This window comes from Nocardia sp. NPDC058244 (genome assembly GCF_042882065.1).
GTDB lineage: Bacteria > Actinomycetota > Actinomycetes > Mycobacteriales > Mycobacteriaceae > Nocardia.
In genome coordinates, this window is record NZ_JBHVWX010000001.1 from 452,049 (window position 1) to 467,624 (window position 15,576).

The 15,576-nt window shown below is 69.2% G+C and carries 18 protein-coding genes and 1 riboswitch; of the genes, 9 read left to right on the forward strand and 9 right to left on the reverse strand.

The genetic code is table 11. The features are described 5' to 3' along the window. Positions 1 to 199: 199 nt before the first annotated feature. From ACFVW6_RS02095 to ACFVW6_RS02105, 3 genes are all read left to right on the forward strand, one after another. Positions 200 to 1,489: an adenylosuccinate synthase gene (locus tag ACFVW6_RS02095; protein ID WP_378824143.1), complete on the forward strand. Its 1,290-nt coding sequence runs from the start codon at positions 200 to 202 to the stop codon at positions 1,487 to 1,489. Between the two features lie 206 nt (positions 1,490 to 1,695). Continuing rightward, positions 1,696 to 2,577, forward strand: coding sequence for a hypothetical protein (locus ACFVW6_RS02100; protein WP_357342237.1), 882 nt, complete (start codon positions 1,696 to 1,698; stop codon positions 2,575 to 2,577). A 180-nt stretch (positions 2,578 to 2,757) separates the two neighbouring features. After that, entirely contained in the window at positions 2,758 to 3,051 is a 294-nt protein-coding gene (locus ACFVW6_RS02105; protein ID WP_378824142.1) for a hypothetical protein, read from the forward strand. A 13-nt stretch (positions 3,052 to 3,064) separates the two neighbouring features. On the opposite strand, the gene ACFVW6_RS02110 is transcribed toward ACFVW6_RS02105, so the two are convergent. From ACFVW6_RS02110 to ACFVW6_RS02120, 3 genes are all read right to left on the reverse strand, one after another. Then, complete coding sequence (locus tag ACFVW6_RS02110) at positions 3,065 to 3,883, reverse strand: alpha/beta fold hydrolase (RefSeq protein WP_378824141.1); 819 nt, start codon at positions 3,881 to 3,883, stop codon at positions 3,065 to 3,067. Between the two features lie 153 nt (positions 3,884 to 4,036). Then, a complete protein-coding gene (locus tag ACFVW6_RS02115; protein ID WP_378824140.1) occupies positions 4,037 to 4,600 on the reverse strand; it encodes a methylated-DNA--[protein]-cysteine S-methyltransferase in 564 nt (187 codons plus the stop codon). A 47-nt stretch (positions 4,601 to 4,647) separates the two neighbouring features. Further along, positions 4,648 to 4,932 carry a hypothetical protein gene (locus tag ACFVW6_RS02120; protein ID WP_378824139.1) on the reverse strand — a complete coding sequence of 95 codons (285 nt, stop codon included), beginning with the start codon at positions 4,930 to 4,932 and terminating at the stop codon, positions 4,648 to 4,650. 61 nt (positions 4,933 to 4,993) lie between these two features. Between ACFVW6_RS02120 and ACFVW6_RS02125 the strand changes: the two genes are divergently transcribed. Then, positions 4,994 to 6,496, forward strand: coding sequence for a PLP-dependent aminotransferase family protein (locus ACFVW6_RS02125; RefSeq protein WP_355274699.1), 1,503 nt, complete (start codon positions 4,994 to 4,996; stop codon positions 6,494 to 6,496). Position 6,497: 1 nt separating this feature from the next. Here the strand turns inward: ACFVW6_RS02125 and ACFVW6_RS02130 are convergent, their stop codons facing one another. Beyond that, positions 6,498 to 6,857, reverse strand: a complete 360-nt coding sequence (locus ACFVW6_RS02130; RefSeq protein WP_355274696.1) for a hypothetical protein — start codon at positions 6,855 to 6,857, stop codon at positions 6,498 to 6,500. A gap of 78 nt (positions 6,858 to 6,935) precedes the next feature. After that, a complete protein-coding gene (locus tag ACFVW6_RS02135) occupies positions 6,936 to 8,030 on the reverse strand; it encodes a CaiB/BaiF CoA transferase family protein (protein ID WP_378824138.1) in 1,095 nt (364 codons plus the stop codon). A gap of 127 nt (positions 8,031 to 8,157) precedes the next feature. Between ACFVW6_RS02135 and ACFVW6_RS02140 the strand changes: the two genes are divergently transcribed. Beyond that, positions 8,158 to 8,640, forward strand: a complete 483-nt coding sequence (locus ACFVW6_RS02140) for a DUF456 domain-containing protein (RefSeq protein ID WP_355274691.1) — start codon at positions 8,158 to 8,160, stop codon at positions 8,638 to 8,640. 1 nt (position 8,641) lies between these two features. Here the strand turns inward: ACFVW6_RS02140 and ACFVW6_RS02145 are convergent, their stop codons facing one another. Together ACFVW6_RS02145 and ACFVW6_RS02150 are read right to left on the reverse strand one after the other, a co-directional pair. Further along, positions 8,642 to 9,508 (reverse strand): amidohydrolase family protein, encoded by an 867-nt coding sequence (locus tag ACFVW6_RS02145; protein WP_357342246.1) that lies wholly within the window; start codon positions 9,506 to 9,508, stop codon positions 8,642 to 8,644. Between the two features lie 57 nt (positions 9,509 to 9,565). Next, on the reverse strand, positions 9,566 to 10,954 hold the full coding sequence (locus tag ACFVW6_RS02150; RefSeq protein WP_357342248.1) for an FAD-dependent oxidoreductase: 1,389 nt from the start codon (positions 10,952 to 10,954) through the stop codon (positions 9,566 to 9,568). A 189-nt stretch (positions 10,955 to 11,143) separates the two neighbouring features. Between ACFVW6_RS02150 and ACFVW6_RS02155 the strand changes: the two genes are divergently transcribed. The 4 genes from ACFVW6_RS02155 to ACFVW6_RS02170 all read left to right on the forward strand — a co-directional run bounded on the left by ACFVW6_RS02155 (position 11,144) and on the right by ACFVW6_RS02170 (position 14,030). Then, a complete protein-coding gene (locus tag ACFVW6_RS02155) occupies positions 11,144 to 11,602 on the forward strand; it encodes a hypothetical protein (RefSeq protein WP_355274596.1) in 459 nt (152 codons plus the stop codon). A gap of 46 nt (positions 11,603 to 11,648) precedes the next feature. After that, positions 11,649 to 11,766: riboswitch (SAM riboswitch) on the forward strand. A 17-nt stretch (positions 11,767 to 11,783) separates the two neighbouring features. After that, complete coding sequence (locus tag ACFVW6_RS02160) at positions 11,784 to 12,200, forward strand: rhodanese-like domain-containing protein (RefSeq protein WP_355274593.1); 417 nt, start codon at positions 11,784 to 11,786, stop codon at positions 12,198 to 12,200. A 10-nt stretch (positions 12,201 to 12,210) separates the two neighbouring features. Then, positions 12,211 to 13,419 carry an O-succinylhomoserine sulfhydrylase gene (locus tag ACFVW6_RS02165; protein WP_355274590.1) on the forward strand — a complete coding sequence of 403 codons (1,209 nt, stop codon included), beginning with the start codon at positions 12,211 to 12,213 and terminating at the stop codon, positions 13,417 to 13,419. A gap of 71 nt (positions 13,420 to 13,490) precedes the next feature. After that, a complete protein-coding gene (locus tag ACFVW6_RS02170; RefSeq protein WP_378824137.1) occupies positions 13,491 to 14,030 on the forward strand; it encodes a hypothetical protein in 540 nt (179 codons plus the stop codon). Between the two features lie 10 nt (positions 14,031 to 14,040). On the opposite strand, the gene ACFVW6_RS02175 is transcribed toward ACFVW6_RS02170, so the two are convergent. Beyond that, positions 14,041 to 14,388 carry a hypothetical protein gene (locus ACFVW6_RS02175; RefSeq protein WP_378824136.1) on the reverse strand — a complete coding sequence of 116 codons (348 nt, stop codon included), beginning with the start codon at positions 14,386 to 14,388 and terminating at the stop codon, positions 14,041 to 14,043. Between the two features lie 89 nt (positions 14,389 to 14,477). Further along, entirely contained in the window at positions 14,478 to 15,575 is a 1,098-nt protein-coding gene (locus tag ACFVW6_RS02180) for an SPFH domain-containing protein (RefSeq protein ID WP_355274581.1), read from the reverse strand. Between the last annotated feature and the right edge of the window lies 1 nt (position 15,576).

Genomic DNA, 15,576 nt, shown 5'->3' on the forward strand with positions numbered 1-15,576 from the left:
CGAACACGGCCAAACCCCCTGCCGGCAAGTAACCGTAACCGATCGTGGCACCCGGAGCGGCCGGGGGTCGGCGTGCTCGGACAGGACAGGTCGGAGGGCCCTGATCAGGCGTCGACTAGACTGTGTCTCCGGCCACCGCCTCAATCGGCAGGTAGCTGCAGTACACCGTGTGCTGCCGTCGATCTGTAGGAGACGCGAAATGCCGGCAATCGTCCTCATCGGCGCCCAATGGGGCGACGAGGGTAAGGGCAAAGCTACCGACCTGCTCGGTGAGCGGTTGCAGTGGGTCGTTCGTTACCAGGGCGGCAACAACGCAGGCCACACGGTCGTGCTTCCCAACGGCGACAAGTTCGCGCTGCACCTGATCCCGTCCGGCATCCTCACCCCCGGTGTGCAGAACGTGATCGGCAACGGTGTCGTGGTCGATCCCGGCGTGCTGCTCGAAGAGCTGGCCGGTCTCGAAGAGCGCGGGGTGGACACCTCCGGCCTGCTGCTCTCGGCCGACGCGCACCTGATCATGCCGTACCACGTGGCCATCGATAAGGTCGCCGAGCGCTTCCTCGGCAGCCGCAAGATCGGCACCACCGGCCGTGGCATCGGCCCCTGCTACCAGGACAAGGTCGCCCGCGTCGGCGTCCGCGTCGCCGACGTGCTGGACGAGAAGATCCTCACCCAGAAGGTCGAGGCCGCACTGGAATTCAAGAACCAGGTGCTGGTGAAGATCTACAACCGCCGCGCGCTGGACCCGCAGCAGGTGGTGGACGAGGTGATCGGCCAGGCCGAGTCGTTCAAGCACCGCATCGCCGACACCCGCCTCGAGCTGAACCTGGCGCTCGAGCGCGGCGACACCATCCTGCTGGAAGGCTCGCAGGGCACCCTGCTCGACGTCGACCACGGCACCTACCCGTTCGTCACCTCGTCCAACCCGACTTCGGGCGGCGCGGCGGTCGGTTCCGGCATCGGCCCGAACAAGATCGACACGGTGCTCGGCATCCTCAAGTGCTACACCACCCGCGTCGGCTCCGGCCCGTTCCCGACCGAGCTGTTCGACAACTTCGGTGAGTTCCTGGCCAAGCAGGGCGGCGAGGTGGGTGTCACCACCGGCCGTGCCCGGCGCTGCGGCTGGTTCGACGCGGTGATCAGCCGCTACGCCACCCGCGTCAACGGCATCACCGACTACTTCCTCACCAAGCTCGACGTGCTGTCGGGTCTGGACACCGTGCCGATCTGCGTCGCCTACGAGATCGACGGTGAGCGGGTCGAGCAGATGCCGACCACTCAGACCGAGTTCCACCACGCCAAGCCGGTCTACGAGGAGATGCCCGGCTGGTGGGAGGACATCTCGCACGCCCGCACCTTCGAGGAGCTGCCCGCCAACGCGCAGGCGTATGTGCTGCGGCTGGAAGAGCTTTCGGGCGCGCGCATCTCGTGCATCGGCGTCGGCCCCGGCCGCGATCAGACGATCGTGCGCCACGACGTGCTGGGCTGAGTTTCCTTCGCGAATGGCCCCTCCCCGCGCTCGGGGAGGGGCCATTTTCGCAGTTCAGGGTCGACACGCGCGAGTGATGTCGACTCGCTATCGATTTGACAGCATCCGCTCGGCTACCGCTATCGTCGCTGCGCGGTACGCGGGGACGTGCCGCACTGTGTCGAGTGTGTGAGTGGGTGTTCGGCGTGATCCGTCGGTCCGATGATGTGAACTCTTCGACGGCGCGGCGGGTCGCTCGCCCGCTCGTCGGCGTGCTGCCGATGGCGCTGGCCGTCGCCTGCGCCGGTGTCGCGATCGCGGTGCCGCAGCCGGGGATCAACCCGGAACAGCCCGGCGTGAACACGCCGGCGCCCGCCGACGACGGCCGTTCCGATCTGGCGAACTTCGACGTTCCCGACACCCTGGAGCGCCTCGCCCCCGAACGCCCGGAATCGCGTCCGGTGCCCGAGTACACCGCCCCGCCGCCGCCGATCGTCATCGAGGAACTGCATCTCCCCGAGCCGGTCGAGCCGGTGGCGCCCATCGCCCCGCCGCCGCGCACCCTGCGCGTCGGCGACTTCACCAGCCCCGTCCCCGACGAGGTTCCCGGCGAGGTCCTCGACGGCGTGAACACCACCGCCGCCGACGTCGAGGCCGCCATCGCCACCCAGGGCCGCTCGATCGGCATCAACCCCAGCCGCTCCGACAAGATCGCCGCCGCCACCGCGGCGGGCGCTCTCGGGGGCGCTGCGCTGTTCGGCGTCCCGGCCGCTGTCGCCGGTGGCGTCGTCGGTGGTGCGGCGGGTGCGGCAGTGGGCGGGGCGATCGGATTCGGTGTCGGCGTGGCGGGGTCGGCCGCCGCGACCGCCGGTGTCGCCGCGCTGGCGGCCGCCGCTACCGGCCCCGGTGCGCCCGTGACCTTCCCGGTGACCTGGGCCGCCGAGTCGCCGCTGATCATCGCGGCGGGCGCTGGTGCCGCCGGTGCCGGTGCCCTCATCGGTGCGGGTGTCGGTGCCGTTGGCGGTGCGGCGCTCCTCGGCGTCCCCGCCGCGGTCGCGGGCGGCGTTCTGGGCGGAGCTGCCGGTGCCACCTACGGCGCTACCCTCTGACCCGCTGACCGGCGCCTGCGCTCAAACGAAGGTTGCTCGATCGGCCTCGGCCTCGTCGGCGGCGATCGATGATGGGGCCAGCCGATGAACGCAAGGTCGCCACTCTCCGACAGGCGCGGGTCTGGGCAGGCCGGACCCGGCGGTAGTACCGTCGAGTCGGGTTTCGGACGGAGGTGACGGATGACGGTGCGCGCGGGTCTGGCCTTGTCAGCGCTGGTGGCGCTCGCTGTCGTGTCCGGCTGCTCGTCGCCCAGCGAGACCACGCCGCCGCCGAGTCCGGCGCCGGTGAGTTCGGTGCTCCCGCCCGCGCAGACCCTCGCGCCGTCGCAACAGCGCAACGAGCGCATCCGGGGCATGCTGTACACGGCGGGCTGCACCAGCAACGCCTGCGTCCAGACCTACTTCGCCTGCATGGACGGCTACCTCACCGGCGAGCCCTGCCAGTTCTACCGCGATCACCCACCGCCACCCTGATCAGCTGGTCCGTTCAGGGGGTGGCGGTGAGGAAATCGCCGATCGCGGGGGCCAGGATCGAGATCTTCGGGTTGTGGCTCACGCCGGGCAGTTCGGCGAAGGTCGCGTCGGGCAGGACCTTCGCCACGGCCTTGGCGCCCCGGGTGAGCATCGGGGAGGTGCGGTCGCCCGCGAGGACGAGGACCGGGACCTTCACCTCGCTCCAGTCGGCGGGATCGAGCGACTTGCCGAGCATGTACGGCCGCATCACCGCCCAGTCGTGGGCCGTCGAATTCGAGGTCGCGGCAAGGCTTTTCCAGAAGGGGGTCAGCCGCATCGCGGAGACCATCAGCCACGGCATGCCCATCGCCTTGGTCATGTAGTACCGCACCGTCTTGTTGCGCTTGTCCGCGGCGATCATCGGATGCAGCTTGTCGGCCAGGTTCTTCGGCGGCACATGGTCTTTCGGGTCGACGACGAACGGCGGCTCGAACGCGACGACCGCGGTCACCCCCGCCACCTCGCGCGCGGCGAGCAGTGCCAGCGCGGCGCCCGAGGACCAGCCGAACAGCGCCGCCTGCCCGCCCGCGGCCTCGACCAGTGCGGCGATGTCGGCGATCTCGTTGGCCACGTCGTACACGCCGGGGGAGTCGGCGCTGTCACCGCGCCCGCGCCGGTCGTAGTTGAGCACCGTCAGACCGAAATCGGTCGCCAGGGTCTGCGCGAGCTCGACCATGGTCGTGTACTCGCGGTAGCTGAACGCCCCGCCGATCAGGATGACGGTGCCCGCCTTACCGTCCCCGACCCGGTCGTAGGCAATCGTGGTGCCGTCGGCCGACGTCACAGTCTGCATCGTGGTTCCTCTCGCATTCGGGCCGTGTGACCACCGGACTCGACGGTACGCGATCGCGTCCATCGCAGGTCGGCACGGGTTTCCCGAGGTGCGCGTGCTGCGCCACCGTCCATGAGACGGCCCGGTGACCGAGAACTCATCGGTCGGGCCGGGTCAGAACAGCATCGGCTCGCCGAAGCCGGGGGTGCGCTCGATCTCCAGCAGCCGGGCCTTGGTGCCGATGCCGCCGGGTGCGGAGAAACCGTGCAGCGCGTGGTCGGCGGCGAGCACGCGGTGGCACGGAATGATGAGCGGAATGGGGTTGCGGCCCAGCGCCTGTCCGACGGCCTGGGCCGAGCCGGGAGCGCCGAGGCGGATCGCGATGTCGCCGTAGCTGAGGGTGTGGCCGGGGTCGATGTCGCGGGTGACGGCGTAGACGCCCCGGTAGAACTCGGGGACGCCGCGCAGGTCGACGTCGATCCAGCGCAGGGTGTCCAGCGTGCCCGCCAGGTGCGCGCGGATGCCCGTGATCGCCGCGGTGATCACGGGTCCCGGCTCGTCCTCGACGACCGGCGTGCCCGCCAGCGGCCTGGTGATCCGGGCGAGCGTCTCCTCCTCACTCGCCTCGGGCAGCTGGAATCGCACGACGGTGTCGCCGTGCCAGGCGATGGCGCACAGGCCGATCGCGGTGTCGAACAGTGCCGCGGCAACCGGTTCGGTCCGGGTTCCGGAACTCATGAGCACAGTGTGCGCCGACCCGGTGACAGATTCGGGTCCGCCCCCGGTCACGCGGCGAGTGGCCCGCGCTCACCGGCCTTGAGAAGGCCAGTTTCCGGCAACTGGACTGGATTGGTTTCGGTGGCCTTCGGCGCTTCGCCCAGTGGCTCGTCGTCGTGCACCCGCACGGCATCGAGATCGCGGAAAAGTCGCTGGTCATCATAGGTGCCGAAGGCGCGGTCGTGCGGCGAGGACTGGAACGGCCAGAACGGCAGCTCACCCTGTTTCGGGGAAAAGTGGTAGACCGCGTATCCGAAGGCGGCGGCGGCGGCGAGGGCGAGAAAAGTGGTCATGACGTAAGAATCCTCCGACTGGCCTTGCCTAGAAATATCCACTTACGGAATACTGGACTTCATGGCGACAAGAGTGATCGGCGCGTCCGGCCTGGCCCGCGACCTCGGCCGGTGGCGTGACCCCGAAACCGACGGCGATTCCCCCGAGCGCCGTCCGCACCGGCCCGCCTATCTGGCCCTGGCCGAGGCCATCCGGCTGCTGATCCACGACGGCCGCGCCCCGCTCGGCGTCGCGCTGCCCAGCGAGCGCGATCTGGCCGCCACCCTCGGCGTCAGCCGCACGACGATCACCTCCACCTACTCGCTGCTGCGCGAGCACGGCTACCTGATCAGCCGCCAGGGTTCGCGCAGCACGGTGGCGCTGCCGCCGGCCATCCAGCACGACGGTTCCAAGCCCGCCCGCGGCATCATGGCCCTGATGGCCCAGCCCGAGCTGCCGACCATCGACATGACCTACGCGGCGATGTCGGCACCGCCGGAGCTGCACGACGCGTATTCCGCCGCGCTGCAAGGCATTCCGGCCTACCTCGGCACCCACGGCATGGACCCGGTCGGCGTGCTGGCCCTGCGCGAGGCGCTGGCCCGTCGCTACACCGCCCGCGGCCTGCCCACCGAACCCGACCAGATCCTGGTGACCCTCGGCGCCCAGCACGGCCTGCGCCTGCTCCTCAACGTGCTCACCTCGCCCGCCGCGCGCGTGCTGATCGAGCACCCCAGCTACCCGAACGCCATCGAGGCCATCCGCGATGTCGGCGCCCGCCCGATCCCGGTGCCGCTGCGGCCCGAATCACCGCACGCCGGTTGGGATCTCGACGGGCTGCGCAGCACCGCCAGGCAGACCGCGGCGACGCTGGCCTACCTGGTCCCCGACTTCAACAACCCCACCGGCCTGCTGCTCGACGCCGACGGCCGCGCCGAACTGGCGGCCATCGCCCGCGACACCAGGATGACCATCGTCGTCGACGAGTCGATGAGCGAGCTGAACCTGTCCGGCGACACCATGCCGCCGCCGGTCGCCGCGTTCGCCAAGGGCCCGGAGATCATCACCATCGGCTCGGCGTCGAAGTCGTTCTGGGGTGGCCTGCGGGTCGGCTGGATCCGCACCAACCAGGCGCTGATCACCAAGCTGCTCGGCATCCGCGCCACCGTCGACCTCGGCACACCGGTGATGGACCAGCTGGCCACCGTGCACCTGCTCGAGCACGCCGAACCGATCCTGGCGCGCCGTCGCGAGCAGCTGCGCGCCCAGCGCACCGCCCTGCTCGACGCCGTCGCCGAGGATCTCCCCGGCTGGCACATCACGCCCGGCGCCGGTGGCATGTCGGTGTGGGCGCAGCTGCCGAGCCCGGTGTCGACGGCACTGGCCGCCACCGCGCCCAATCACGGCGTATTGCTCGCCGCCGGACCGCGTTTCGGCGTCCAGGGCGCGTTCGAGCGGTTCCTGCGCCTGCCCTTCACCCACCCGGAGGCCGAGCTGCGCCTGGCCGTGAAGTCCATCGCCGCCGCCTACGACGCGCTGACCCCGCGCGCCGCCGATCCGCTCCAGCCGCTCACCTGCTACTGAGTCAGCCGAATCCGCACGAGTGGTAGGTGGCCGGGTGCGGCCGCACGGTCTCGTACCCGGCGCCGAGCATGAACAGCGTCGAGATCACGATGGCCACGGTGGTGAGCGGCACGGCGACGCCGCCGCGCGCGGACGGATAGCGGAACAGCAGCATCAGCAGGCACACCAGCGCGATGGTGGTGGCCGCCAGCAGCCCGGCCGCGAGCCCGTTGAGCAGGCTGACCGTGATCGGGACCGGCAGGTCGCTGCGGCAACGGGATTCGGCGAGCTGCGCGTGGCGATCGTCGAGCAGGGCCTCGGCCACCGCGAAGGCGAGCAGCGCGGCGCCGAAGGTGGTGACCGCGATCAGCGCGGTGAGCACCTTCGGTGGCCGGTGGCCGGTTCGGATCCGTGGCCTGTCGTCGATAGTCGCTGAGACTACCGACGACAGGCCGGAGAATCAGTCAGCCCAGACCGATTCGATCGGTGTCGTCTCCGACGGCGGCGGGGTCGGCACGCCGCCGGGGGTGCGGGAGAACCGCGGCGCGGGCGCGTGCTGGACGACGCCCTCGATCTCGATCAGGCCGGTACGGGCCGCGATGTGCGGATTCTCGGTGGCCTCGGTGAAGGTGAGCACCGGGGTGGTGCAGGCGTCGGTGCCGTCGAAGATCGCGGCCCACTCGTCGCGGGTCTTGGTCTTGAACTTGTCCGCGAACAGCTTGCGCAGCTGCTCCTGCCCGTTCGGGTCGAGCTGCATCGGCAGACCCTCCGCGTCGATCTCCAGCCCGGCCAGCAGCTGGGCGTAGAACTGCGGCTCGATCGCGCCGACGGCCATGTACTTGCCGTCGGAGGTCTCGTAGGTGTCGTAGAACGCCATGCCGGTGTCGAGCAGGTTGGTGCCGCGCTCGTCGGACCACAGGCCGACCCCGCGCATACCCCACATCATGTGCGAAAGGGCAAGCGCGCCATCGACCATCGCGGCGTCGATGACCTGGCCCTGCCCGGAGCTCTGCCGCTCGACCAGCGCGGCCAGCACGCCGAACACCAGGAACATCGAGCCGCCACCGAAGTCGCCGACCATGTTCAGCGGCGGCACCGGCCGCTCACCCTTGCGGCCGATGGCGTTGAGCACACCGGTCAGCGAGATGTAGTTGATGTCGTGGCCTGCGCGATCGGCGAGCGGACCGTACTGGCCCCAGCCGGTCATCCGGCCGTAGACCAGGCGCGGGTTGCGGGCCAGCGCGTCGTCGGGGCCGAGGCCCATGCGCTCGGTGACGCCGGGGCGGAAGCCCTCGAGCAGCACATCGGCCCGCTCGACCAGGTCGAGGATCTTGGCGACGTCGGCCGGATCCTTCAGGTTCGCCTCGACGATGGTCCGGCCGCGCCACTGCGGTCGCTCCATGTATCCGGGCATCATGCCGGGACGCTGCACGCGAACCACATCGGCGCCGAGATCGGCCAGCAGTAGCGCGGCGTGGGGACCGGGCCCGATGCCGGCCAGCTCGATGACCTTGATACCCGCGAGGGGTCCCTGCTTGGCGGCGGACTCACTCACACCTGACCTCTGTTCATCGTCGAACGGTATTGACACATTGACAATAGCGTCGGGATGGCGAGCCGGGTAGGGCGTGGGTCAGAATTCCGGTGGCGCGACTCGGCGCCACAATGGGAGGAACCCGGTAGTGAGCGTGTGGGGTGAGGTCATTGTAGGCCTCGTCATTCTGGTCGGCCTGATCGGTGTGATCGTACCGATTCTGCCCGGCGTCATTCTGATCTTCGCGGCAATCGCGGTGTGGGCCTTCATGACCGGTGGCAGCACCGCGTGGACGGTGCTCGCGATCGCCTCGGTCGCGCTGGTCATCTCCGGCGTCGTCAAGTACACCTGGCCGGGCAGGCGGATGCGCGAGGCCGGGGTGTCGAACAAGGCGCTGCTGTTCGGCGCGGTCCTCGGGGTCGTCGGCTTCTTCGTCATCCCGATCGTCGGCCTGTTCATCGGCTTCGTGCTCGGCGTGTACCTGGCCGAGCTGTACCGGTTGAAGACCAACGAGCTGGCCTGGCCCGCGACGCTGCACGCGCTCAAGGGCGTCGGCCTGTCGATGCTGGTCGAGCTCTTCGGCGCGCTGATCGCCGCCGGTGTCTGGTTCACCGGCGCGATGCTGGCCTGAGTTATTCGATGACCGGCAGCGGGCGGGTGTGCTCGCCCGCGCCGGGCAGTTCGTCGCGGGGGATCGGCACGGTCGGATTGTCGGTGCGCGGGATCGGCGTCGTCGGCAGCGGATCGGCCGTGGACCGGTCCGCGATCGGCAGCCGGTAGAACTCCCTGGCGTTGTCCTCGAGCACCGAGTGCAGGTCGGCGCCGACCACCTGCCAGATCAGTTCGACATCGGCGTCGGCGAACGGCCTGCCCGCCCTGGTGCCGGGCAGGTCGCTGCCGAACATCAGCGCGCCGGGGTTGACGGCGTGGATGCGGCGCAGCGTCTCGGCCACGTCCATGTCGACCCGGCCGAAACCGGTGGCCTTCACCCTGGCGCCGCGATCGACCAGATCCAGCAGGTAGGGCAGGCCCTCCTCGGACATGCCGAGGTGGTCGATGGACAGCGCGGGCAGCTTCGAGATCACCGGCTGCAGCGAGGCCAGCATCTGGCCGTCGATGTAGAGCTCCACGTGCCAGCCGGCCAGCTCGTGCGCGCGCAGCGCCTGCAACGTCATCTCGGTGATGTCGGCGGCGGCGCGCTTGAGATTGAACCGCAGCGCGCGCACGCCGGCGCGATCCAGCTCGATGATCTCGTCATCGGTGGCGTCCAGATCCAGCCGGGTGACCCCGACCCAGTCCTCACCGAGGGCCGCCAGCGCGGCCTTCAGATAGGACTGGTCGGAACCCTGGAACGACGCGCTGACCACCGCACCACCGCGAACATGGAAGTGCTCCATCCGCTTTCGGTAGTCCGCGATGGTGTAGGGGTCGGGCAGATAGCCTTCGTTCTCGATCAGCGGGAACCGCGGATCGATGATGTGGACGTGGGCATCGAACACTTGTACAGAATGCCTCGAGTTCGGCGGAATGGAACAGTTCGGGCCCGACGTCCGTGGCTAGACCTTGTTCGGCTCGGAGGCGCGCAGCATGTCCTCGCGCTCCACGACCTTGACCCGCTCACGGCCTTCGGGCTCGCCGAGGGCGCGCTCGTGGGCGTCGAGGCGGTACCAGCCCGCCCAGGTGGTGAACGGGATGCCCTTGCTCTCGAGGAACGTGGTGACCGCGTCCAGCTCGGGCTGCGGCGCCGGGGCGAAGTCCTTGGCGTCGTCGAGCAGGCAGGCGATGGTCTCGTTGGCGTCGCCCTTGGTGTGGCCGATGAGGCCGACCGGGCCGCGCTTGATCCAGCCGGTCACGTAGGTGGCGGGCATGAAGCGGGCGTCGCCCTCGGCGGTCTCGTCGGAGATCACGCGACCGGCCTCGTTCGGCACGGTGCCCGCCTGGTCGTCGAACGGCAGCTGGGTGATGTTCTGCGACAGGTAGCCGACGGCGCGGTAGATGGCCTGCACGTCCCACTGCTTGAACTCGCCGGTGCCCTTGACGTTGCCGGTGCCGTCGAGCTGGGTGCGCTCGGTCTTGAGACCGACCACCTTGCCGTCCTCACCGATGACCTCGGCCGGGGACTCGAAGAAGTGCAGGAACAGCTTGTGCGGGCGGTTGCCCTGATCGCGGATCGCCCACTGCTCGAGGGTGTTGGCGACCATGTCGACCTGCTTGGAGTTACGGCGCGCGGCCTCGGAGCCCTCGTCGTAGTCGATGTCCTCCGGGTCGACGATGACCTCGATCGTCGGCGAGTGGTCGAGCTCGCGCAGCTCGAGCGGGGTGAACTTGGCCTGGGCGGGACCACGACGGCCGAAGACGTGGACCTCGACGGCCTTGTTGGCCTTGAGGCCCTTGTAGACGTTCGGCGGGATCTCCGTCGGCAGCAGCTCGTCACCGGTCTTGGCCAGCACACGGGCCACATCGAGGGCGACGTTGCCGACACCGAGTACGGCGACCTTCTCCGCCTCCAGCGGCCACGAACGCGGCACGTCGGGGTGCCCGTCGTACCAGGACACGAAGTCGGCGGCACCGTAGGAGCCGTCGAGGTCGATGCCCGGGATGGGCAGGGCGCGGTCGGCGTTGGCGCCGGTGGAGAAGATGACCGCGTCGTAGAACTGGCGCAGGTCGTCGAGGGTGATGTCGGTGCCGTAGTCGATGTTGCCGAGCAGGCGCACCTGGTCCTTGTCGAGGACCTTGTGCAGGGCGGTGATGATGCCCTTGATGCGCGGGTGGTCGGGCGCGACGCCGTAGCGGATCAGGCCGAAGGGCGCGGGCATGCGCTCGTAGAGGTCGATGCTGACATCGGCATCGGACTTCATCAATGCGTCGGCGGCGTAGATACCGGCCGGTCCTGCGCCCACGATCGCAATGCGGAGCGGGCGGGTCGCTGCACTCTGTTCGGTCATTTTCTACGCGCACCCTTTGGTCGAGAACTGTTGACGGCGTCAATTTAGCTTAGGCTAAGTTGACGATCCGGCTGCTGGCAGCCGCCTTCGAGATCGGCGGCACACCGCATTCTGGCGATTCTATCTGCGGCGTTGTGGCCACCCGGCGTGCGGTGTGGTTGCCCGCACCTGGTCTGTCAGGATTACAGCATGAACGAGGAGCAGACAGGCTCGGAAGACCAGCCCATCGTGGTGGATCAGACCGACAAGCGTTCCATCGTCCCGTTCGTCGCGGCCGCGGTGATCGCGGTGATCGTGCTCGTCGGCATCGTGCTCGGCGGGCTGCTCTCGCCCGCTGAGAAAAATGTCACAGAGGCCGACCGGCTCGCGGCCGCCGTCACCAACTATATCGACGCGCGCTCGCGCAGTGAGCTGCGTCCGCCGCCCGGTGTCGCCTGCCCCGGCTTCGACGAGGAGAAGTCGGGCCTGTCGGAACGGCTCGGTGGCCCGAAATCGGAAGTGACGATCGACAAGAAGGGTTTCGACAAGGCGACGGTGAACGGCGACCGGGCCAAGATCGACGCCACCGTGCGGATCGGCGACACGTCGTCCACCAGCACCTGGAACCTGACCAGGGTGGATGGCAACTGGCTGGTCTGCACCCCGTAGAACTGTTTGACACGGTGACCTCCGCCGGGGCAATCTCAGATCGCAAGGTCATGAGTACCAGCGCCAAGCCCCGGCTCGCTGGTCGGCAACCCTCCTCCGCGGTGGGGTGCTCCGGGTGACGACCTGGCCGTGTGCCCGGAGAACCGGCACGGCAAGAGCGGATTCACGCAGGAGGTTCGACATGACTTACGCCGGCGACATCACCCCTGAGAAGGCGTGGGAGATCCTGACCGAGCACCCCGACGCGGTGCTGGTCGACGTGCGCACCGAAGGCGAGTGGGCACAGATCGGCATCCCCGACACCAGCTCGATCGAGCGCCCGGCCCACTTCATCGAGTGGGTCGACGGCACCGGAACCCGCAATCCGAACTTCGGCGCGCAGCTCGAGCAGGCGCTGGCCGGGCGGCCGGACGACGCGCCCGTGGTGTTCCTGTGTCGCTCCGGTCAGCGCTCCATCGGCGCGGCGACGGTGGCGACCGCGGCGGGCTTCACCCCGTCCTACAACGTGCTGGACGGTTTCGAGGGCGGCCCCGACGCGTTCGGGCAGCGCGGCAGCGTCGGCTGGCGCGCGGTCGGCCTGCCGTGGCGTCAGGCATAAGGAGAAACGCATGATCACCGGTGGTTCGTTCGACAAGCCACTGCCCGAGGGCGTCGGCCCGGCCACCCTCGGCGTCCGCGGCGGGCTGCGCCGCTCCGGCTTCGAGGAGACCTCCGAGGCGCTCTACCTGACCTCGGGCTTCGTCTACGAGAGCGCCGAGGCCGCCGAGGCGTCGTTCACCGGCGAGGTCGAGCACTTCGTCTACTCCCGCTACGGCAACCCCACCGTGGCCATGTTCGAGGAGCGCATCCGGCTGCTCGACGGCGCCGAGGCCGCGTTCGCGACCGCGTCCGGCATGTCCGCGGTGTTCACGGCGCTGGGCGCGCTGCTGAAGGCGGGCGACCGCCTCGTCGCCGCCCGCAGCCTGTTCGGCTCCTGCTTCGTGGTGTGCAACGAGATCCTGCCGCGCTGGGGCGTGGAGACCGTCTTCGTCGACGGTGACGACCTCGAGCAGTGGGAGCAGGCGCTCTCGGTGCCCACCCAGGCCGTGTTCTTCGAGACCCCGGCCAACCCGATGCAGACCCTGGTGGACGTCCGCAAGGTCACCGAGCTCGCGCACGCCGCGGGCGCGAAGGTGGTGCTGGACAACGTCTTCGCCACCCCGCTGCTGCAGCGCGGCTTCGAACTCGGCGCCGACGTGGTCGTCTACTCCGGCACCAAGCACATCGACGGCCAGGGCCGCGTGCTCGGCGGCGCCATCCTCGGCGCCCAGGACTACATCGACGGCCCGGTGAAGAACCTGATGCGCCACACCGGCCCCGCGCTGAGCCCGTTCAACGCCTGGACCCTGCTCAAGGGCCTGGAGACCATGCCGCTGCGCGTGCGCCAGTCCACCGAATCCGCGCTGAAGGTCGCCAAGTTCCTGGAGACGAACAAGTCCGTGAACTGGGTGAAATACCCCTTCCTGGAATCGCATCCGCAGCACGCCCTGGCCACCGCGCAGATGTCCGGCGGCGGCACCGTCGTCACCTTCGAGCTGGCAGGCGACGACGGCAAGAAGCGCGCCTTCGAGGTCCTCAACCGCCTGCGCATCATCGACATCTCCAACAACCTCGGCGACGCGAAGACCCTGATCACCCACCCTGCCACCACCACCCACCGCGCGATGGGCCCCGAGGGTCGCGCGTCGATCGGCCTGTCCGACGGCGTGGTCCGCATCTCGGTCGGCCTCGAGGACATCGAAGACCTCCTCGGCGACCTCGACCACGCCCTGAGCTGAAACCCGCAGCGCGCCGGTCCATCAACGGTCATCGACCGCCGGATGTGCTGGCGCGCTGTTAGTTTCGGGTGATGGATGCGGAAGAACGTCAGGCCTACTACGCCGAGAACGATCGTCGTAGGCAGCGGGCGAAAGAGCTCTTCGACGAGCGCGCCTGGCATTTCCCGATCGACGACGCGATCGTGGCATGGGCGGCCCGGACCTTCACCGGGCCCGCCGCCGAGCTGCCACTGCGTGAGGAGCACCGGCGCCCGTGGTCCGCGGAGGTCGGTTACGCCACGGCCATCGGGCTCACCGGGGTCATGGGAAAGATTCTCGATCGCGCCGTCGCCGACGGCATCGTGTCGCTGCCCGAACCGGGTCGGTTCGATTCGGCCTACTCGACGCGGCACGAGTACTACGAGACCACCGACGGCATCGGTTACGGCTTCTACCCCGCCCGGACCGACGAGCTGATCGTCTACAGCGGCTCGGCGGTGAAGTTCGAGGCGATCGAGCGATGGCCCGAGGTCGGCCCTGGGGCCGCGGTGCGGGTCGTGCGCGAGGTGATCGCGACCTTCGACACGCCGCGGCCGGGGTTTCAGCAGGCCCCGTCGAACTGGCGGGGCTGATCCGGCGGCACTACAGCGGGACCGCCGTTTCGAGGATCCCGATCACCTCGTCGAGCTGGCCGATGACGAAAAGCTCGGTGCCGGTGTCGGTCTCGATGAGCAGGCGGGTGCGCAGGCCGCCGCTGAACAGGCCACCGTCCGGGCTCTGCCTGCCGACGGCGCGCACCTGGCCAAGGGACACCTCCCAGCGCTTGCCGCCGGTGAGCGCGTCCAGGTGGTTGGGCACGAAGAGCAGGCGGGCTCCGGTCAGGTAGAGGCGTCCACCGACGGCCCTGCCGCCCTGCGTCCGATTGGCGAGTTGCTGCCAGATCACCTTCTCGGAGGCGTCCAGCTCGGGGCTGCCGATCCACAATCCCATCAGTCATTCCTTGCGTCGATCCCGGCGTTCGTGCCAGAGAATCGACATCCGGCCGGGCGCCGTTAATGGCGCCCGGCCGGATACCGGGATCAGGCGCTGTCGGTATCGCCGTTCGACAGCGCCTTCTGCAGGGAGTTGAAGACGGTCAGGCCCTGACCGACCATGCCGTTGACCAGTTCGCCGACGCCGTCGGGTCCGTTGAGGACGGTGAGATTCGCGTTTGCCAGGCCGTTGGAGGCCTGCTTGACGATCTCGGGCAGCTGCTCGATGAGCAACTGGTCCAGGGCGATCCGGTTGTTGGAGGCGGCGGCCTCGGCCTGGATGCGGGTGCGGTCGGCCTCGGCCTCGGCGAGGATACGGACGCGTTCCGCCTCGGCCAGTGCCGGTTTCACGACTTCGGCCTGCAGTTCCTGCTCCCGCAGTTCGGCGTTCTTGCGGGCCTGCTCGGCCTGGGCGGTGAGGACCTCCTGCCGGGCGATGGCGTCGGCGAGCGGACCCGCCTGGGCCGCTTCGGCATTGGCCTTGTCGATGTCGCGCTGGTACTGCGCCTTGAGGATCGAGGTCTCCCGCTCGTACTCGGCCCGGCGGCGCAGCGACTCCTGCTCGGCCTCGGCGGCACGCTGGGCGGCCTGGGCCTGGGCGATCTGGGCGTCGCGCTGCACGGCCGCGTTGTGCGGTGCGGCCAGGGCGTTGATGTAGCCGAGGTTGCCGTCGTCGATCGACTGGATCTGGAACGAGTCGACCCACAGGCCGATATTGCTCATCTCCACCTTCGAGGCGAGCAGCACCTCGTCGGCCAGCTTCTGGCGCTCGCGGATAATCTCCTCGACCGTCATCGAGCCGACGATGGAGCGCAGGTGGCCGGAGAAGATGCGGCCGGTGAGCACCGACATCTCCTGCTCCTGCTCGGACAGGAACCGCTGGGCCGCGTTGACGATCGAGGAGGTGTCGTTGGCGACCTTGAAGGCGATCACCGCGCGCACGTCGAGCTGGATGGCCTGCTTGGTGACGCAGCGTTCCCTGATCTCGGATTCGAACATGGCCAGCGAGAGGTAGCGGACCTTGCGGAACAGCGGCACCACCCAGGCGCCGCGGCCGATGACCACCTTGAAGGGGGCGTTGTCCTTGGTCTTGGCGCCGCTGACCAGCATCGCCTCGTCGGGATCGGGAACGTGATAACCCAGCATG

Excerpts from the sequence above, each read along its gene's own strand:
- ACFVW6_RS02095 (WP_378824143.1), top strand. The coding sequence starts at position 200 with ATGCCGGCAATCGTCCTCATCGGCGCCCAATGGGGCGACGAGGGTAAG.
- ACFVW6_RS02105 (WP_378824142.1), top strand. The coding sequence starts at position 2,758 with ATGACGGTGCGCGCGGGTCTGGCCTTGTCAGCGCTGGTGGCGCTCGCT.
- ACFVW6_RS02110 (WP_378824141.1), bottom strand. The coding sequence starts at position 3,883 with ATGCAGACTGTGACGTCGGCCGACGGCACCACGATTGCCTACGACCGG.
- ACFVW6_RS02115 (WP_378824140.1), bottom strand. The coding sequence starts at position 4,600 with ATGAGTTCCGGAACCCGGACCGAACCGGTTGCCGCGGCACTGTTCGAC.
- ACFVW6_RS02120 (WP_378824139.1), bottom strand. The coding sequence starts at position 4,932 with ATGACCACTTTTCTCGCCCTCGCCGCCGCCGCCGCCTTCGGATACGCG.
- ACFVW6_RS02125 (WP_355274699.1), top strand. The coding sequence starts at position 4,994 with ATGGCGACAAGAGTGATCGGCGCGTCCGGCCTGGCCCGCGACCTCGGC.
- ACFVW6_RS02150 (WP_357342248.1), bottom strand. The coding sequence starts at position 10,954 with ATGACCGAACAGAGTGCAGCGACCCGCCCGCTCCGCATTGCGATCGTG.
- ACFVW6_RS02155 (WP_355274596.1), top strand. The coding sequence starts at position 11,144 with ATGAACGAGGAGCAGACAGGCTCGGAAGACCAGCCCATCGTGGTGGAT.
- ACFVW6_RS02160 (WP_355274593.1), top strand. The coding sequence starts at position 11,784 with ATGACTTACGCCGGCGACATCACCCCTGAGAAGGCGTGGGAGATCCTG.
- ACFVW6_RS02165 (WP_355274590.1), top strand. The coding sequence starts at position 12,211 with ATGATCACCGGTGGTTCGTTCGACAAGCCACTGCCCGAGGGCGTCGGC.
- ACFVW6_RS02170 (WP_378824137.1), top strand. The coding sequence starts at position 13,491 with ATGGATGCGGAAGAACGTCAGGCCTACTACGCCGAGAACGATCGTCGT.
- ACFVW6_RS02175 (WP_378824136.1), bottom strand. The coding sequence starts at position 14,388 with ATGGGATTGTGGATCGGCAGCCCCGAGCTGGACGCCTCCGAGAAGGTG.
- ACFVW6_RS02180 (WP_355274581.1), bottom strand. The coding sequence starts at position 15,575 with ATGCTGGGTTATCACGTTCCCGATCCCGACGAGGCGATGCTGGTCAGC.